This is a genomic window from Bacteroides sp. AF25-38AC, from assembly GCF_003602995.1.
Classification (GTDB): domain Bacteria; phylum Bacteroidota; class Bacteroidia; order Bacteroidales; family Bacteroidaceae; genus Bacteroides; species Bacteroides uniformis.
Genome location: NZ_QTMD01000001.1, coordinates 229,376 through 249,362, shown reverse-complemented (window position 1 = coordinate 249,362; position 19,987 = coordinate 229,376). Strand labels below are relative to the sequence as shown.

General features: G+C 46.1%; 11 protein-coding genes. All 11 read left to right on the top strand.

The window, feature by feature from the left end; genetic code table 11:
• Window positions 1-11 precede the first annotated feature (11 nt).
• The 11 genes from DWY55_RS01275 to DWY55_RS01220 all read left to right on the top strand — a co-directional run bounded on the left by DWY55_RS01275 (window position 12) and on the right by DWY55_RS01220 (window position 19,876).
• On the top strand, window positions 12-1,181 hold the full coding sequence (locus DWY55_RS01275) for a SusE domain-containing protein (RefSeq protein WP_117703695.1): 1,170 nt from the start codon (window positions 12-14) through the stop codon (window positions 1,179-1,181).
• A gap of 28 nt (window positions 1,182-1,209) precedes the next feature.
• Complete coding sequence (locus DWY55_RS01270; RefSeq protein ID WP_117703696.1) at window positions 1,210-2,319, top strand: arabinogalactan endo-beta-1,4-galactanase; 1,110 nt, start codon at window positions 1,210-1,212, stop codon at window positions 2,317-2,319.
• A gap of 77 nt (window positions 2,320-2,396) precedes the next feature.
• Window positions 2,397-3,572: an arabinogalactan endo-beta-1,4-galactanase gene (locus DWY55_RS01265; RefSeq protein ID WP_117703697.1), complete on the top strand. Its 1,176-nt coding sequence runs from the start codon at window positions 2,397-2,399 to the stop codon at window positions 3,570-3,572.
• 28 nt (window positions 3,573-3,600) lie between these two features.
• On the top strand, window positions 3,601-6,078 hold the full coding sequence (locus DWY55_RS01260) for a glycoside hydrolase family 2 TIM barrel-domain containing protein (protein WP_117703698.1): 2,478 nt from the start codon (window positions 3,601-3,603) through the stop codon (window positions 6,076-6,078).
• 719 nt (window positions 6,079-6,797) lie between these two features.
• Window positions 6,798-9,827, top strand: coding sequence for a SusC/RagA family TonB-linked outer membrane protein (locus DWY55_RS01255; protein ID WP_117749329.1), 3,030 nt, complete (start codon window positions 6,798-6,800; stop codon window positions 9,825-9,827).
• 20 nt (window positions 9,828-9,847) lie between these two features.
• Window positions 9,848-11,524, top strand: coding sequence for a starch-binding outer membrane lipoprotein SusD (gene susD / locus DWY55_RS01250; protein WP_009036582.1), 1,677 nt, complete (start codon window positions 9,848-9,850; stop codon window positions 11,522-11,524).
• 39 nt (window positions 11,525-11,563) lie between these two features.
• Window positions 11,564-12,736 carry a SusF/SusE family outer membrane protein gene (locus DWY55_RS01245; RefSeq protein ID WP_009036583.1) on the top strand — a complete coding sequence of 391 codons (1,173 nt, stop codon included), beginning with the start codon at window positions 11,564-11,566 and terminating at the stop codon, window positions 12,734-12,736.
• 34 nt (window positions 12,737-12,770) lie between these two features.
• Window positions 12,771-14,228, top strand: coding sequence for a DUF5115 domain-containing protein (locus tag DWY55_RS01240; protein WP_009036584.1), 1,458 nt, complete (start codon window positions 12,771-12,773; stop codon window positions 14,226-14,228).
• A 100-nt stretch (window positions 14,229-14,328) separates the two neighbouring features.
• The gene (locus tag DWY55_RS01235; RefSeq protein WP_016273191.1) at window positions 14,329-15,429 is read left to right on the top strand and encodes a glycosyl hydrolase 53 family protein; all 1,101 of its coding nucleotides are present in this window, start codon (window positions 14,329-14,331) and stop codon (window positions 15,427-15,429) included.
• A gap of 69 nt (window positions 15,430-15,498) precedes the next feature.
• On the top strand, window positions 15,499-17,388 hold the full coding sequence (locus tag DWY55_RS01230) for a glycoside hydrolase family 13 protein (protein ID WP_009036586.1): 1,890 nt from the start codon (window positions 15,499-15,501) through the stop codon (window positions 17,386-17,388).
• Between the two features lie 727 nt (window positions 17,389-18,115).
• Entirely contained in the window at window positions 18,116-19,876 is a 1,761-nt protein-coding gene (locus tag DWY55_RS01220) for an AAA family ATPase (RefSeq protein ID WP_009036587.1), read from the top strand.
• Window positions 19,877-19,987 lie beyond the last annotated feature (111 nt).

Below are 19,987 nucleotides of genomic sequence, written 5' to 3'. Positions count from 1 at the left end.
AAGAACAGAATATGAAAAGATATTTATTCACTTTGTTGTTGGTGGGATTGGCGATGTTCACTGCATGTACAGATGATAGAGACTCCAATCCGACAGTACAGCAACCCAGTACTTTCGAACTGAATATGCCTGCTTTAGGAGGCGGTGTATATGACTTGGCTAACACAGACTCCATTAGGTTGACCTATGAACAACCAGACTATGGTTATACGGCTCCCGTCAAGTATTATGCGCAGATTTCTGTCTCCGGTACCTGGAATGACGCCACTTCTGCAGAAGCGGATGACGCTACATATATCGAAATGGACGGCTCTGTTACAGTATGTGAGTTTGGTGCGGCGGCTGATTTGGTGAACAAAGCTATCATGAAATTGGGCAATTATACTGACCCGAGCCAACTGCCTGCTGAGGGGATATCCTTGTACGTGAGAATGAGGGCAAGGCTGAATGCCGGTTACGAGTGCTATTCAAATGTCATAGAACTTTCTGTTGCTCCCTATTATGTAGCTTTGGTATCAGCTGCTCCGGAACTGTGGTACCTGATTGGAAGCTGTATCGGTGATGGTTCTTGGGGAAGCGAAGTAGGTACGGGAGTCATTCCATTGTCACCGGTGGAAGGTGCCAAGTATGATGATGTGACGGGTAAGGGAGAATTGACCTATACCGGTTACTTCCCGTCCGACAAAGGTTTCAAGATTGTAAGGGTGCCCGGTGAGTGGGATGACCAGTGGGGAGCTGATGGAGGTGACTTCAACAAACCGCGTCTCAAGGATGCCGATGGTGAGGGAAGTGATTTTTATGTTCCTGCCAGTGGATATTATAAGATTTCCTTGAACACGAAAGAGAACACTCTCTCCATCGTTGCCACTGATGAACCGAAAAATGTTTATGATGGATTATTGATTTCCGGTGACTTCAACGGTTGGGGTACTGATACGAAGATGATTCCCGTAAATACGGTTGAAGGTGTGGTCAATCATGTCTGGAAGTATGAGTTGGATGCGACAAGTGGAGATACCACGGCAAAATTCTTATATGCTGGATGGACCCCCAACTGGGGAGCTTCCACTTTCCCATATGGATTCGGAGTGAACGGAGGTGCCAATATTCCGGTAGTTGCCGGCAAATACGTAGCTATCCTGAATGACATTGACGGTTATTATCATTTCTTCAGCAAATAATTAATGAAATAATAAGGTAAGATTCGATATGAAGAAAAAAGTATTGTTTTCAGGAATTCTGCTGGCTTTCCAAGTTTTGTTGGGGCATGCCCAGCAGCGTCTTTTGGGGGGAGATATTTCTTTGCTCCCCTCTTACGAGGCGGCAGGAACTGTATATAGAAATGCAGTTGGAGAGCCGGTTGCTCCCCTTGACTTTTTCAAGGAACAAGGTTGGAATGCTGTTCGTGTACGGCTTTTCGTTGAGCCTTCCAAAGCCTCCGCGGAGCATAAGGGAGAAGGAGTATGCCAGGATTTGGATTACGTAACCAAATTCGGACAACGGATAAAGGATATGGGTTATCAGTTCATGCTCGACTTTCATTATTCCGATACATGGGCTGACCCGGGGAAACAGTTCATGCCGGACTGTTGGCTGGATGCCGAAACGGCCTCATTGCCTGACAGTGTGTACCGATACACTAAAAACACCCTTCGGTCTATGGTGGAAGCCGGTGCATGTCCCGATTTGATACAAGTAGGAAATGAGATAACGAATGGGATGATGTGGCCTGCTGCCAAAGTCGATCCGTTGGGAAGTGATAACTGGGATTTGTTAGTGAGACTTTTGGAAAGTGGCGCCAGGGCTTGCCGTGAAGTCTGTCCCAAAACAAAGATAATTATCCATACCGAGAAAGCCGGCGAATGGAATAAAACCAAGACCTACTACAATCGTCTGCAGCAGCTTGATTATGATATTATCGGACTCAGTTATTATCCTATGTGGCACAAGGCGGTGGGGGTACTTGCCGCTACGCTTGATTCTTTGGCAGTCCACTTCCCGAATAAGGAGGTGATGATAGTGGAGACTGCAGCTTATTATTCGCACGAGAATGACAGATGGGCAAAAAGTGCGGACGAATATTCCGAGTTTTATCCGGTCAGTGCAGAAGGGCAACGTATCTTCACTCGTGAGCTGGTAGCTGAACTGCGCCGTCATGCCAATGTAACCGGGCTGTTCTGGTGGTTTCCCGAGGAGAATGCCAGTGGCAATACTGTGACGGAGGGATGGTTGAACCGTGGACTCTTTGATAACCATACGGGAAAGGTGCTTCCGGCAATGGAAGAGCTCAGACGGTTTGTACAGCCGATTGACCGTTGATTTCAAATTATTGGGAACCTCATCCCTTAGTAAATGTGCTAAATTATTATATTTGCGGAAATAATTAAGATAACGCCATGAAACACATGAAGTTTTTGACTTTCTTTTTTTGTATTGCCTTTGCCGTATTTGCATGCAGCAGCAATAATGAGACAGACCCCAACGCAGGTGGACTTCCCGATAAGGAAGAGCCTCTTACTACGGACTTTGCTAAAGGTGCCGACATAGGCTGGTGCACCGAATATGAATCCAAAGGATACGACTTCTACAATGCTAAAGGCGAGAAGCGTGAATGCACGGCTTTGATGAAGGAGCTGGGACTCAATGCCATCCGCATTCGTGTATGGGTAGACCCGAGCGACAACTGGTGCAACACTGCCGACGTGGTGGTGAAGGCCCAAAGAGCCAAAGCGCTGAATATGGATGTGATGATAGATTTCCACTACAGTGACTGGTGGGCAGACCCCGCCCAGCAGAATAAACCTGCCGCATGGGTTGGTAAGAATCTGGCGGACTTGAAGAAAGCTCTCAGCAACCATACGGTGAGTGTGCTTCGGGAACTGAAGGCGGTCGGTGTCACTCCCAAATGGGTGCAAGTGGGCAATGAAATCCGTCCGGGCATGCTGTGGGATAAAGACAAGGCTTTGAGCGGCGCATCCTATGACGTGAAGGAATCCGACTTGAAAGATGCTCCGGCAAACGCTTCTTCCGAGGTGGTATATCCCATGAATTGGGCCAATCTCGGCGCATTTATCACTACCGGATATGATGCCGTGAAGTCGGTCTGCCCCGATGCCATCGTCATTGTTCACCTGGACAACGGATGGGACAATGGTTTGTTCAACTGGTTTTTCGACGAACTGAAGAAGAACGGAGGCAAGTGGGATATGATAGGTATGTCACTCTATCCTTACTGGTCGCGCGATGCCAAGCCGGAATATACAGCGGCTGATGCCGTTATTACGGACTGCATCAAAAATATCAAAGTGGTAAGTGCGAAGTATAACTGTGATGTGATGGTGGTGGAAACCGGTATGGAGTGTGCCGACGACAAAGGGAACCTGGCAAGTGCTTCCGTACTGGCAGAAGGGAAACGCCAACTGGCCCGTGTCCTGAAAGAGTGCAAAGAGAATACTGACGGACGCTGCAAGGGTGTGTTCTACTGGGAACCGGAATGCAGGCCGAACCAATATCGGCTGGGGGCATTCACTGAAGACGGCCGCCCCACTGTGATAATGGATGCTTTTAAATAATTATATTAACAAAATCTTTTAAAGAAGAATGAGAAAGACAATACTTATCTTTTCCTGCTGCGCCTTTTTTGCCTTGGCGGCAATGGCGCAGCGTACAGAAGCATTGTTGGAAAAGAACTGGAAGTTCACCAAGGGAGATGTTCCCGAAGCAACACAAACAAATTTCGACGACAGTAAGTGGGAAACAGTGACCATTCCTCATGATTGGGCCATCTTTGGTCCGTTCGACCGCAACAACGATTTGCAGGAGGTAGCGGTTACGCAAGACCTTGAAAAACAAGCTTCCGTAAAGACCGGGCGTACCGGAGGGTTGCCTTATGTGGGTGTCGGTTGGTATCGTACGGCTTTTGATGCTCCTGCCGACAAGCAGGTCACTCTGGTTTTCGATGGTGCTATGAGTGAGGCTCGGGTCTATGTCAATGGGAAAGAAGCTTGTTTCTGGCCTTTCGGATATAACTCTTTTCATTGCGATGTTACCGGTTTGCTGAATGCCGACGGTAAAAACAATGTGCTGGCTGTCCGTCTGGAAAACAGACCCCAGTCCTCCCGTTGGTATCCGGGGGCGGGATTGTATCGCAATGTCCGCCTGGTTACTACGGAACGTGTCCATGTTCCGGTTTGGGGTACACAGCTCACCACACCGCATGTTTCTGCTGAATACGCTTCCGTGCGTCTGCGTACTACAATACGGAATGCCGGTGATGCGGATGTTCGTATTTCTACTGATATTATTGCGCCGGACGGTAAGATAGTAGCCCGTAAGGATAATAGCCGGAAAATTAATCACGGACAGCCATTTGAGCAGAATTTTCTGATAAATGCTCCGTCTCTGTGGTCCCCTGAGACACCTTATTTATATAAGGCAGTATCTAAGATTTATGTAGATGGCAAACAGACTGACGAATATACCACGCGTTTTGGTATCCGCAGCATTGAGATTATAGCTGATAAGGGATTCTTCCTGAATGGTAAGCACCGTAAATTCCAGGGGGTATGCAATCACCACGATTTGGGCCCGTTGGGTGCGGCTGTCAATGTGGCTGCTCTTCGCCGTCAGTTGACATTATTGAAGGATATGGGATGTGATGCAGTCCGTACCTCCCACAATATGCCTGCACCCGAATTGGTGGAACTCTGTGACGAGATGGGCTTCATGATGATGTTGGAACCTTTCGATGAATGGGATATTGCCAAATGTGAGAATGGTTATCACCGCTATTTCAACGAATGGGCAGAAAAGGATATGGTAAACATGCTGCATCAGTATCGGAACAATCCTTGTGTGGTAATGTGGAGTATAGGAAATGAGGTTCCTACCCAATGTAGTCCCGAGGGCTACAAAGTGGCTTCTTTCCTGCAGGATATTTGCCATCGCGAAGACCCTACACGCCCCGTTACTTGCGGTATGGACCAGGTAACTTGCGTGCTTGCCAACGGGTTTGCGGCAATGATTGATGTACCCGGTCTTAATTATCGGGCTCACCGTTATGTGGAGTCTTATGAGACTCTTCCACAGAATATTGTGCTCGGTTCGGAGACGGCTTCCACTGTAAGTTCTCGTGGTGTCTATAAATTTCCCGTACAGAAGGGTGCCAGTGTGATGTATGATGACCATCAGTGCTCCGGTTATGATGTGGAGTGTTGTTCCTGGTCGAATCTTCCCGATGAGGATTTTGCTTTGTCTGATGATTATGACTGGACAATCGGACAGTTCGTCTGGACGGGCTTTGATTATTTGGGTGAGCCTTCTCCTTATAGTACGGATTCCTGGCCCAGCCACAGCTCCGTTTTCGGTATCATAGACTTGGCAAGCCTCCCCAAAGACCGTTTCTATCTGTACCGCAGCCTATGGAACAAGCAGGCAAATACCTTGCATGTCCTTCCGCACTGGACGTGGCCGGGCAGGGAAGGGGAGAATACTCCGGTTTTTGTTTACACCAGCTATCCCAGTGCCGAACTGTTCGTCAACGGAAAGAGTTATGGCAAACAACGGAAACTTACTGCTGATGAAAGCCGTGCTTTGGAAGGCCGGGACTCCCTTGCTTTGCAGCGTCGCTATCGCTTGATGTGGATGGATGTTCCTTATGAACCGGGCGAAGTGAAAGTGGTGGCTTATGATGCTTCCGGCAAGCCTGCAGAAGAAAAGGTGATTCGTACCGCTGGCAAGCCCCATCATCTGGAGCTGGTTGCCGACCGCACCCGCTTGTCTGCCGATGGTAAGGACCTGGCATATATCACAGTCCGTGTCGTGGATAAGGACGGTAATCTTTGTCCGGCAGACAGCCGCATGGTAAATTTCTCGGTGAAGGGTGCCGGAAAATATCGCGCTGCTGCCAATGGAGATGCTACCAGCCTCGATTTGTTCCATTTGCCCAAGATGCCGGCTTTCAGCGGTCAGCTGACGGCTATTGTGCAGAGTGGCGAGCAAGCCGGTGAGATTGTGTTTGAGGCAAGGGCTAAAGGATTGAAGTCCGGAAAGCTGGTACTTTATACTTCAGAGAAATAAATAGCACTATTTGCTTCCACTCTACCACACCTGCTCTGTACCCCTTTGTTCATCGGTGTTTGAGGTGCGGTGGAAGCAACAGAAAAAGGTGGAAGCAAATTTTGCTTCCACCTCTGTTTTTAGGGCCGACATGATGTTAACTTATTGTAATGTAATAAGTTAATATCATGTCGGCCATTTTGTTAATATCGTGTTAATGGCATATTAATATTGTGCAGACACGTTATTCATATCCTGAAAGTATGTTGCTTGGTTTATACATGCATGGCATTTCTTCAGTAAAAGCTTTGTGTTTCTTTTGTTTTGTCTTGATGTTGTGTAGTGCTTAACGGTCGTAAAGCGATTTGTTGACGGCCGTAAAGCGATCTGCCAACGGCCATCAACAAATCGCCTAACGGTCGTTAGGCGGTGAAAATCTCTGTACTTCAGCAGAATAAACATATATGTTATGTGCAAGAATGCCACATGTAGAGTGGAGAGAAGCGCTGTATTATGATATATCAAGTGATTTTTCTATCTTGTGCAACCGCATGCAATCGTTTGCACTGTTCGTTTCCCACATTTTGCTCTTTCTTTATACTTTACTAAATTAATAAAGCATATTTTTGTTGCGTCATGCTTTAGGTACTTGAAAGACATTAGAAAGCAAAAGTACGAAATTATTTTTACGAATAATATATATAGGTAATTAATATTGTTAACTTTAATTTATTAAATGCATGAAGCAAGTTAATCTTAGAATCTGTCAAACGATTCTTACCCTAATCTTAGGGCTATTCTTGTCTGTAGGCGCTTATGCACAGAACATCACTGTGAAAGGGCATGTGAAAGATGCCTTGGGTGGCGTGATAGGCGCGAGTATAGTGGAAAAAGGGAATGCTACAAATGGTACTATTACCGATTTGGATGGTAATTTCTCATTAAATGTTCCGAAGGGTTCCACTTTGGTTATTTCTTTCATCGGTTATAAAACTCAGGAAGTGGCTGCGGCTCCCAGTATCATCGTAACTTTAGTAGAAGATAGCGAATTGCTGGACGAAGTTGTTGTTGTGGGCTATGGCCGCACTAAGAAAGATGACTTGACTGGTTCGGTTACTGCTATTAAACCGGATGAACTCAGTAAAGGTATCACCAACAATGCGCAGGATATGTTGGTCGGTAAAGTTGCCGGTGTGGACGTTATCACTGCGGGAGGTACCCCGGGCGCCGGTGCGCAGATTCGTGTACGTGGCGGTTCTTCTCTGAATGCTTCTAATGACCCGCTGATTGTAATCGATGGTTTGACTATCGATAACGAAACTCCGAAAGGCATGAGTAATCCTTTGGCGATGGTCAATCCGAACGATATCGAGACTTTCACCGTTTTGAAGGATGCTTCGGCCACTGCCATCTATGGTAGCCGTGCATCCAATGGCGTTATCATCATTACTACGAAGAAAGGTAAGAGCGGATCTGCTCCCAAAGTATCCTACAATGGTGACATGACCATCTCTATGGTCCAGAAAAAGTATGATGTGCTTGATGGCGATGAATTCCGCGATCTTATTAATAACATGTGGGGCGACAAAGCCGGTGAAGTCGGTATGGGCAAGGCCAATACCGACTGGCAGGACTTGATTTTCCGTACAGCCATCTCTCACAGCCACAATGTATCGGTGTCCGGCGGTTTGAAGAACATGCCTTACCGTTTGAGTGTGGGATATAATTCTTCTGACGGTATCGTCGAAACCTCTTGGATGCGTCGTGCCAATGTCGGCTTGAGCCTTTCTCCCTCTTTCTTTGACAATCATCTCAATTTGAAGATTAATGCCAAGTATATGTACGAAAAAGACCGTTATGCTGATGCAGGCGGTGCGATAGGAGCAGCCCTCTCAATGGATCCTACGCAGCCTGTTTATTTCGACGCTGATGATGAGCGTGCTCCTTTCTTTGGCGGCTATTTCCAGCATACGCAGGCACCCAAGGACCTCAATCCCGAGTGGAAATATACTAATAACCCCAACGCTCCCCAGAATCCCTTGGCTCTGCTGATGCTCAAAGAAACGAAAGCTGTAGCCAATGACTTTACGGGTAATTTTGATGTGGATTATAAGGTACATGGCTTTGAGGATTTGCGTCTGCATGCAAGTTATGGAGGTCAGTACACAGAGAGCAAGCAGGACGATATAACTTCTAAATATGCTTATAGCCCCAACTACTACGGTTGGAACGGCGTGACTCAGACTTATAAATATAGTATCACTGCCAATGCTTATGCCCAGTATGTGAAAGAAATCGGTGCACATAACTTTGACATTATGGTTGGTGGTGAAGAGAGCCATTTCCACCGCAGTGGTTATGACTACGGGCAGGGTACCGACCCTTACAATGGTGAACCTCATGACGCTAAGCTGAGAGAAGAACAGGCATGGGCCACTCACAGTTCTTTGGTTTCTTACTTCGGCCGTTTGAACTATACTTTACTCAACAGATACATGCTTACGGCTACGTTCCGTGCCGACGGTTCCTCTCGTTTCTCTGATGACAACAGATGGGGTTACTTCCCTTCAGTGGCATTGGCATGGAAAATCAATGAAGAGGCATTTATGAAAAAGTTTACCTGGTGGAACGAGTTTAAGCTTCGTCTGGGTTGGGGTATGACCGGTCAGCAGGATATTAAAACTGATTTCGGTTATGAAACTCATTATACTTCAAGCGACTCTTTTGCCCAGTATCCCTTTGGTGATACTTACTATGGTACAATGCGTCCATCGGCTTATAACCCCGACTTGAAGTGGGAGACTACTACTACTTATAATGCTGGTTTCGACCTCGGCTTTTTGAACAACCGTATCACTGCTAATATTGATGGTTACTATCGTGAAACGAAGGATTTGCTGAACTCCATCACTATTCCTGTTGGTATGCAGTTCGGTTCTCAGTTGACCAAGAATATCGGTTCGTTGAAGAATTATGGTGTGGAATTCTCCATCAATGCAAAACCCATTGTTACAAAAGATTTCACTTGGGATGTAAGCTATAATGTCGCTTGGAATCACAATGAGATTACCGACTTGGTAGATGGTGAAGTAGGCTATTATGCATGGGCCGGAGATAAAATCGGTCGTGGTAACAATACTTTGATCCAGGCCAATACGGTAGGTGAATCTACTAACTCATTCTTTGTATATCAGCAAGTATATGACGAGAATGGCAAACCCATTGAAGGTATGTATGTGGACCGTGACGGTAACGGACGTATTGACAATGGTGACCGCTATTTCTACAAGAAACCCTCTGCCGATGTCATCATGGGCTTTACCACTAAATTCCTCTATAAGAATTGGGATTTGAGCATGTCTTTCCGTGCTTCCCTCGGTAACTATGTTTACTATGACTTTTTGTCCAACCGTGCAGTGGTCAGCCAGTCTGGTCTGTATTCCAACAGTGCTCTGCACAACTCTACTCCCGAAGCTGTGGCATTGGGCTTTACAGGTGTAGGAGCCGGCAACGACAACTATTTGAGTGACTATTTCGTACGTAATGCTTCCTACTTGAAGTGCTCCAACATTACTTTGGGATATTCTTTCCCCGCACTGTTCAAGGTCGCAGGTCATGAAACATGTTCCGGCCGTGCATTCGTTACTACTCAAAATCCATTCATTATATCCAAGTACAAAGGTATCGACCCTGAAGTGGCAAGCGGTATCGACTCCAATCCTTATCCACGTCCTTTCAGTATTCAAATTGGCTTGAGCCTGAATTTCTAATCCGTTAAATGTATATAAAGATGAAACATATATTTTTGAAAACAGCCCTTGCCGCCCTTCTGATAGGTGGAGTGGCAACGTCGTGTATCAACGACTTGAATATTTCGTCCATCGACCCGCAATCCAGTTCGTCTTATGAAGATATGGAATTGCTGGCGAAAGTTTACAGTACGCTGGGCCTGACAGGGCAAAAAGGTCCTGCCGGTAGTGGCGATATCAGTAGTGATGAAGGTGAAAGTGGATTTTACCGTACTACATTCAATTTGCAGGAACTCTGTACTGATGAATGTCTTTGGGCTTGGCAGACTGACACCGATATTCCTCAAATCACCAATATCGACTGGACGGCTTCATCTCCTCGTGTGCAATGGACATTCCAACGTTTGGCATTTGATGTGACACTTTGCAACTTCTATCTTACTAACACTGAAGATAAGGCTGATGACCCCAATTACAAACTTTATCGTGCTGAGGTTCGTTTCCTGCGTGCTCTTCATCTGTGGTATTTCCTTGACCTTTGGGGCAAAGCTCCTTTCAAGACTACATACGACATTTACGAGTTGCCGGTAGAGAAGGCCGGTAAAGACCTTTACGACTGGATTGACCAGGAATTGACCGATATAGAACCGCAGCTTGCTGAAGTGGGTGAGTTCAATAATTCCGCCAATTTTGGCCGTGCCGACAAGGGAGCTGCTTATATGCTTCACGCCCGTTTGGCCTTGAACTCGGAGGTTTATACTAAAGGTGCCGTGAAAGATTACCAGAAGGCTATCGACTATTGTAACTTGCTTGATGGAAAATACGAGCTTTCTAAAGCAGAGAAGAATGGCTATACCGGCTACGAACAGGTATTTATGGCCGACAACGATCAGAACGTACAAGCCATGAAAGAAATCATTCTACCCATTCGCCAAGATGGTGCCAAGACAAAGTGTTATAGTGGTGCCAACTATTTGGTAAGTTCCACTCGTATCACCGGAATGCCCTATATAGGTACTTCCAACGGCTGGAGTTGTAACTTCTCTCGTGCTGCTTTGGTTAAGAAATTCTTCTCTACTATCGAGGATTGTCCGCTTGCTACTGAGGCTGCTCCCAAAGATGCTACCGAAGCTGATATTATTGCGCTTGATAAGGCGGCAGGTACTACAACCAAAGATGTGCAGGCGAAAGCGAATGATGACCGTGCATTGTTCTATTCCGGTTGCGGTGGCGGACTCCGCAAATTGCAGGCCGATCAGATTGCAGGCTTCAATTCCGGTCTTTCTATCGTGAAATGGAGCAATATCCGCACAGATGGTGCAGCCACCTCACACAATGAATTCCCTGATGTGGACATTCCTTTGATTCGTTATGCCGAAATGTATCTGACCCGTGCCGAGGCTAAGTTCCGTTTGAGCGGTGACCCACAGCAGGCTCGCGATGATATTAAAGTTTTGCGCGACCGTGCAGGCGCTTCTACTCCAGCCACCATCACCGAACAATATATCATTGACGAATGGTGCCGTGAGTTCTATATGGAAGGCCGTCGTCGCAGTGACTTGATTCGTTTTGGCCTTTTCACAGGTGATGGGTACCTCTGGGATTTCAAGGGTGGTGTAGCCGAAGGCAAGAGCGTGGAAGATTTCTTCAACGTGTATCCTATTCCGGCTGATGACATCAATGGTAATAAGAACTTGACTCAAAACCCGCGTTACTAATAGAATAATTGTCGAATTTATTAAAATCGAAACAATAATATGAAAAAAATATTGTTAAGAATGTTGCTTCCCGTCCTTGCATTGGTGTTGGTCACCTCTTGTGAGAAGGATATAGATAGCAATCCTACATTCCACGAAAATACTACAGGATTTGTATTGAATATGCCTGCCAACGCAGCCAATAATGTATTGGACTTGCTGACTGCCGATGAACTCACTTTTACTACCAGCCAGCCGGATTATGGTGGTATACCTTTGAGCGTTAACTATGATGTGGAGATTTCCTTTGACGATTTTAGCGCAGAAGAACCTGTGTATAAGGTAGTGACAAGTTCCACTTCTACTTCCATCAAAGTGTCGGGCAAGAGAATGAACGATGCTGTAGTTACTATGTTCCAGGATGCTAATGAAGGTGTGGAATATCCTTCTAACGAGGTGAAAGACCTTTATGTGCGTTTGCATGCTAACGTGAATAAGTTGGAGTTGGGCAGTTGCTACTCTAACGTAATCAAACTGCAAGTGAAGGCTACCTATCAGGCCCCGAGCATCACGTTGCCCGAAAAGTTGTTCATTGCAGGTTCTGACATTGGTGAAGCTTGGAAGACTTGGAAGCCGTTTGCCGGTGTGTTCGGTCTGGACGGTAATTATTTTACAGTGGTATATATTGCCGACGGAGGCGCTTTCAAATGGGGTACTTTCGCTGAACAATGGTTGGGCTATGCCGATGTGAAGACTTACGCTGACGAGGCCGGAGCCGGAATCTCGGATGATGGTGGTAACATCAAGTTTGCAAAAGGTGGCTGGTATACACTTTGCTTCAAGGCTAAGATTAACGGTGAAGCCATTGACTATACTCTGACCGTATATCCTGCGGCTCTTTATATCATTGGTAATGCTACCGGTGGATGGGATGAAGCAAGTCCTGCCTTGCAGTTGACGGCTCCTGCCGATGGTAGTGGCATTTGGGTGTCTCCGGCATTTGTAGGCGGAGGCGAAATGCGCGCTTACGTAAAAGCTGGTACGTTCGAGTGGTGGCGCACAGAGTTTACACTCTTCGAAGGTAATGTATTCTGGCGTAATCTCAACATTCCTGACAGCTGGGCCAACGACAAGGGCTCTGATTACAGTGTGGTTCCTGCTGCAGGCCAGAAGCTGTACGTCAAGTTCGGTACTCCGGGTGTAGATGCCAACGAAACGGGTGAGGTGAAATAACCTGAATGATAATCTATTTTAAAAGAAAAACATTATGAAGAAAAATCAAATACTCGCAGGTATGTTCCTTGCCGGAATTACCTTAGGTGCTTGTACGGATGATTATACGGATTGGGCTAACCCCCAATCCAATTCTCCGGAGGATGCTGCTGCCAAATATGAGATTAATTATGCGGCGGGTACTGACGCTGCCATTGTGATGGACGATGTATATGCCAAATACGCTGATGATGCAGAAGGTCTTAAAGTAGATTCGGTTGTGATTGCTTCATTGTCAAGCAGCAATGCGAATATAGCTTCCATTGCCTTCAAAAGCGTAAATGTGAATGGCGTCGCCATTGATGCAGCGTTTAAAGACGGGAAGGTTAAGGTAAACACGTTGGAACTTGACTTGGCTGTTCGAAAAGCTTTTAACAGCCGTGCCCACGTGGAGCGTACTCTGGATGTAAATGTGGATGCCGCAGCCAAATTGACTACCGGTGAGGCTGTATCTACATCGGGTACTGCACAGGTGAAGTTGACTCCGGTTACTACTCCCGCTATCAGTGAGAAGGGATATTGCATGATGGGTGATTTCCAGAAATGGAATGCAAATGAACCTATTGTGATGGAGAAGATTGGGGATGGTCTTTACAAGGCAGTTGTGACAACTACTGCCGAGAAGTCTTGGTTCAAGTTCTATCGTGCTTACGATACAACGAATCCTTCTTGGGACGACGACATCAATCCCGGTGTATTGGGAACTTTCGAAGATGGCGATGTGGCGACTGAAAACTTCCTGACGTGGGTTGGCGATCCTTCTTGCCCCAGCCCACAAGCACCTGCCATTAGCGGCATCAATGATTTTATAGTTACGCTGGATGTTGTCAACATGAGCTTTAAAGTTGCCATCAAGACAATCGACCTCTTTATGACCGGCAGCAACTATGGTTGGGGTGATACATGGAAACAGTTAACTCCGATTCATAGTGCCGAAGGCGAATTCTGGACTATTGTATATCTGGAAGCTGGCGAACAGATTAAGTTTGCTCCGCAAGCCGGTTGGGGAAATGACTTTGGTGGCGAGGCAACGATTAATGACGAAGCCGGTGCCGGCTTGACTGCTGATGGCACCAATCTGTTAGCTAAGAATGCCGGTTGGTACTTACTGCACGTAGTGAACACAACCGACCGCATAGTCAATGTGCTTGCTCCGAATATTTATCTGATTGGCGGTACTGCTGCTGATGGTAAATGGGAGGTTGCAGACGTTAACAAGTTCACCGTTCCTACGGGAAAAGACGGCGAATTCGTTTCTCCCGCCTTTGGCGCTGCCGATGAAGTGCGTATGTGTGTGAACTTTGGCGGTTACGACTGGTGGAAGACTGAATTCATCGTTCTCGATGGAAAGATTGTATATCGTGGTAGTGGTAATGATCAAGAACGAGTAAAGGTTGCTGCCGGTCAGAAAGCTTACTTGAACTTTACTGACGGCATAGGTTCTTTCAAATAATCTTTTTTTTAAATAAGAATAAAGCCCTTTTTCTCGCAATGGAAAATACGAGGAAGAGGGCTTTTATGTTTTCGTTAAACAATCATTTACAGATATTGATATGAAGACTTTTAGATTAATGTCCACTTTGTTTTTTCTGTTTGTATTGTGCTTGGGAATTCATGCACAGCAGCGTCTTCTTGGTGGGGACATCTCTTTGTTGCCAAGTTACGAAGAAGCAGGAACCGTATATCGTGACGAAGCAGGAAAAGCTGTCGCTCCCCTCGAATATTTCAAGGAAGAAGGTTGGAATGCCATTCGTGTACGTTTGTTTGTGGAACCGGACAGGGCTTCGGCAGAGCATAAGGGAGAAGGCGTGTGTCAAGATTTGGATTATGTGATGAAACTGGGGCAAAGAATAAAAAAAGCCGGGTATCAGTTTATGCTTGACTTCCACTATTCTGATACGTGGGCCGACCCTGGCAAGCAGTTCATGCCGTATCGTTGGAAAAATAGCGGTGTAGCATCGCTTCCCGACAGTGTCTATCAATATACCAGAAAAAGCCTTGAAGTGATGGTGAAAGCCGGTGCATGCCCCGACTTGATACAAGTGGGGAATGAGATAACCAACGGGATGATGTGGCCTGCGGCGAAGGTGGAGCCGCTTGGAAAGGATAACTGGGACATACTTGTAAAACTATTGGAGAGTGGTGCCAAGGCCTGCCGTGAAGTATGTCCACGGGCAAAGATTATTATTCATACAGAGAAGGCGGGCGAATGGGACAAGACGAAATCTTATTATAACCATTTGCGACAGCTCGATTATGATGTTATCGGACTTAGTTATTATCCTATGTGGCACAAAGCGGTGGGAGTTCTTGGTGCTACGCTCGATTCTCTCGCTGTAAATTTTCCCGATAAGGAAGTCATGATTGTGGAAACTGCCGCCTATTATTCGCATGAGAAAGACCAATGGGCAAAGAGTGCGGACCAGTATTCTGAGTTTTATCCCATCAGCACTGAAGGGCAACGTATCTTTACTCACGAACTGGTAGCCGAATTGCGCCGTCATGCCAACGTGACCGGCCTATTCTGGTGGTTTCCCGAAGAAAATGCCTGCGGAAATACGGTGACGGAAGGTTGGCTGAATCGGGGGCTTTTTGATAATCGCACTGGTAAATCGCTTCCGGCGATGAAGGAATTCAGTGGGTTTATCCGTTAACTTCATCCAAAGTCGTCAATGGATTGAATTGTATTCTAATTATAATGAACGCGCAAATCTAAAATAGATATGAAAACCAGATATTTTATTGCATTATTCGCTTTATGCTTGTGCCAATGGAGCGCTGCATGGCAAGGTTTATCTTCTGCTGATTTGGTGGAAGTAAAATCCACATCTTCAATAAAAGTAGAACCGGCCTTTTGGTGGTGCGGTATGAAAAATCCCCAACTGCAATTGATGGTTTATGGTGATGATATAGGCGCTTACAAACCTGTCATTAATTATCCGGGAGTTGTGCTGAAAAGTGTGCATCCAATGGAAAGCCCCAACTATCTGGTATTATACTTAGATGTGGAAGAGGCAATGCCGGGGAAGTTCGATATTGAGTTTGTGAAAGGAAAGAAGAAACTGAACTGCTCTTATGAATTGAAACAACGTCAAGGAAATGGTGATGAAAAGGTTGGATTTAATTCTTCTGATGTTGTTTATCTATTGATGCCGGATCGCTTTGCTAATGGCGATGAAAGCAATGACCAAATAAAAATGAATTATCCCTATGCTGTAAATCGTAAAGATGTCAATGCCCGGCATGGCGGTGATTTGGCGGGTATTATGCAACATCTTGATTATTTGGATAGTTTGGGAGTTACTGCCATCTGGACAACACCCGTGTTGGAAAATGATATGGGAGAAGGTTCTTATCACGGTTATGCCGCAACTGATTATTATAAAATAGACCCTCGGTTGGGGACAAATGAAGATTATGTCCGGTTGGCAGAGTGCCTGCATCGGCGTGGAATGAAATTGATAATGGACATGGTCTTCAATCATTGTGGAAGCAAGCATCCTTGGTTGCTTGACCCGCCAATGCATAATTGGTTTAATAATTGGGATAAGGACAAATATGTTGAGACCAATCATGATAAAACCGTCTTTTTTGATCCTTACGCCTCGGATATAGATAAGGAGGAGATGACAGATGGCTGGTTCGTTCCCACAATGCCCGACTTGAATCAGAGGAATCATTTTGTGGCTGATTATTTAATTCAGAATTCAATATGGTGGATTGAATATGCCAATTTGGATGGTGTACGTCAAGATACATATGTATATCCCGATCCGGACATGATGGTACGTTGGTGTCGAGAAGTGTTTGAGGAGTATCCCAATTTCAATATTGTGGGCGAAGTGATGATTCCTAATAATACGGTTGGTGCTGCATATTGGCAACAAGGCAGTTTGGTTAATGAGAAGGCCGATACGGGACTAAAGTCTGTGATGGATTTCCGTTTAAGGGAAGTGGCAAGTAAGGCTTTTCATGAAGAAACCTCCTGGAATACCGGTCTGCAACTCGTTTTTGAACATTTGGCTTATGACTTTTGCTATTCTGATATTAATAATGTGATGCGTTTGCTTGAGAACCATGATTCTGATCGTTTCTTATTGGAAACTCCGAGTTCTTTGGATGCCTATAAGCAGGCAGTTGTCTTGTTATTGACAATTCCTGGCATTCCGCAATTGTATTATGGGCAGGAACTGTTGATGACTGGTACTACAAAAATTGATTTTGGATATATACGTCCGGATATGTCGGGAGGATGGAAAGAAGATGCACTCAGTGTTTTCGAAGAGAGTGGGAGAACGGCTATACAGCAAGAAGCTTTCGGTTTTATGAAAAAGTTACTGCATTGGCGTAAGGGGAATGATGTTATTTCCAAAGGCAAGATGAAGCACTTTATGCCTCGCAACAATATATATGTATATGAACGTTCGTACAATGGGAAAAGTATATTGGTCGTGATGAATGGGGTAAATAAAGAGGTCGATTGGGATTTGGCTCATTATAAGGAGGTAATAGGAAATAAAACCGATGCAAGGAATGTGCTGACAGATACTGATGTGAAGTTAGGAGCAATTATCCGACTACAACCGAAAGAAGTGCTTATGCTTGAATTATGATTGCGTTGCGGATCAAATACTTTGTTTGTCTTGCTTCAGAAGACATTTTCAGGGCCAGCTAAGAGTTGAATGCAGTTTTACCCTCATGCTCTCATAATGTACTGCATCCCTTTATTCATCGGGCATATAGCTATGAGAGTAACCATGAGGGCAAGGCGTTACTATGCTTGATTACAGATGTTTGTTGTATTAAAACACCTTGTATGTCAACAGTTCACTATAGTGAGCGTTATTGTTCACGTAAATGAATAGTTCGGCTTACTGCCGAAAATGTGTGTTTTTGCACAAAACTCATATCAGAAATGTGAGAAAGTTCACGTTTCTGATATCAAAAACGTGAAATGCTATGTTTGGAAGAGAAGTATTTAAGCATCTGTCAGCATGGAAAGCAGACTTTGTGACATCTTTAGAACGACGAAAGATTCCTAACGAATTATCCGGCAATTATCTTTTTTGCATGGAAAAAGAATCAATTCACAGACAACGAATCTGCTGAATATTCCGTTATTCTTGGCAGACAAAACGAAAGAACTGCTTGCCATGCAAATTTTCCGTAACCTTACTGCTGTTTTCCATCTTGTTTATAGCCCTATGTAATCCTTGAGCAGGGCAATGACTCGAAAATCTGATGGCATGAAGAAGATAAAGTTTATTTCTTTTGTTATCTTTGTGTCGTTAACGGCAGAAAAGGACGGATTAAATAGAAAAAATAGCAGGAGGACAGCAGATGGACCCATTGAAATACATAGTACCCGGCAGAAAGAGACTTCCCTACGGCATGATGAACTTCGCGGATATCCGCCAAGACAATTATTATTATGTGGACAAGACCCGCTTCATCCCCATGATAGAGGAGGCGGACCGCTTCTTCTTCTTCATCCGTCCGCGCCGCTTCGGCAAGAGCCTCACGCTGAATATGCTGCAACACTACTACGACGTGCGCACCCGCGACAAGTTCGAAGCCCTTTTCGGTGACCTGTACATCGGGCAACACCCCACGCCGAGCCGCAATAGCTATCTGGTGCTCTATCTCAACTTCTCGGGCATCAGCGGCGAGCTGAACGACTACCGCAAGGGGCTGGACGCGCATTGCGGCATTACTTTCGAGAACTTCTGCAAGATATACGCCGACCTCCTTCCGCAAGATACTCTGGAAGGACTGCGTGCGGTGAGCGGAGCCGTGGAGCAGTTGGATTACCTCTATCAGGCTTGCGCACGTGCCGGACAGGATATGTATCTCTTCATCGACGAGTACGACCACTTCACCAACGCCATCCTTTCCAGTCCCGAAAGCCTGCACCGCTATACGGATGAGACGCATGGCGAAGGCTATCTGCGCTCTTTTTTCAACAAGGTGAAAGCAGGAACTTATTCCAGCATCAAGCGTTGCTTCATTACCGGCGTAAGCCCCGTGACGATGGACGACCTGACCAGCGGTTTCAACATCGGCACCAACTACTCCCTCGCGCCGAAGTTCAACCAGATGATGGGATTCACCGAGGAGGAGGTGCGCGGAATGTTGGCCTATTATTCAGCAAACAGCCCCTTCCACCACAGCGTGGACGAGTTGATAGAGATGATGAAACCGTGGTACGACAACTACTGCTTCGCGCAGGAATGCTACGGTGAAACCACGATGTACAACTCCAATATGGTGCTTTACTTCGTCAAGAACTACATTGATGATGGCAAAGCACCACGCAACATGATAGAGAGCAACATCCGCATTGACTACGAGAAACTGCGTATGCTCATCCGCAAGGACAAGGAGTTTGCCCACGATGCTTCCGTCATACAGACTCTCGTGAGTCAAGGCTTCATCACCGGTGAACTGAAAGACAGCTTCCCTGCCGTCAGCATCACCAATCCCGACAACTTCATCAGTCTGCTCTACTACTTCGGAATGCTCACCATCAGCGGCACGTATAAGGGAAAGGCAAGGCTCACCATCCCCAACATGGTGGTGCAGGAACAGCTCTATACCTATCTGCTGAATACTTACGACGATGCCGACCTGAGTTTCAGCAGTTACGAAAAGAGCGAACTTTCCTCGGCTCTGGCTTACGACGGCGACTGGCAATCCTACTTCGGCTACATTGCCGACTGCCTGCACCGCTATGCCTCGCAGCGCGACAAGCAGAAAGGCGAGTCCTTCGTCCACGGCTTCACCCTTGCCATGACTGCGCAGAACCGTTTCTACCGTCCCGTCTCCGAGCAGGACACGCAGGAAGGTTATGTAGATATTTTCCTCTGCCCGATGCTGGAAATCTACTCCGACATGAAGCACAGCTACATCGTAGAACTGAAATATGCCAAGTATAAGGATTCCGAAACCCGTGTGGAGGAACTTCGCCGGGAAGCCATCGCCCAGGCCGACCGCTATGCCGATACGGAAACGGTGAAGCGTGGCATCGGCGCCACCCGGTTGCATAAGATTGTGGTGGTGTATAAAGGTATGGAAATGCGTATCTGCGAGGAAGTAGGTTGATTGGCTACAAAAGTTTGTCATTCAGCTTTCATAAAACATGGTGGTACGGGAACATTTGCTTGCCATGCAAACGTTTCCGTAAGCTTGCTGCTACTTTTCTCTTGCGTTAAT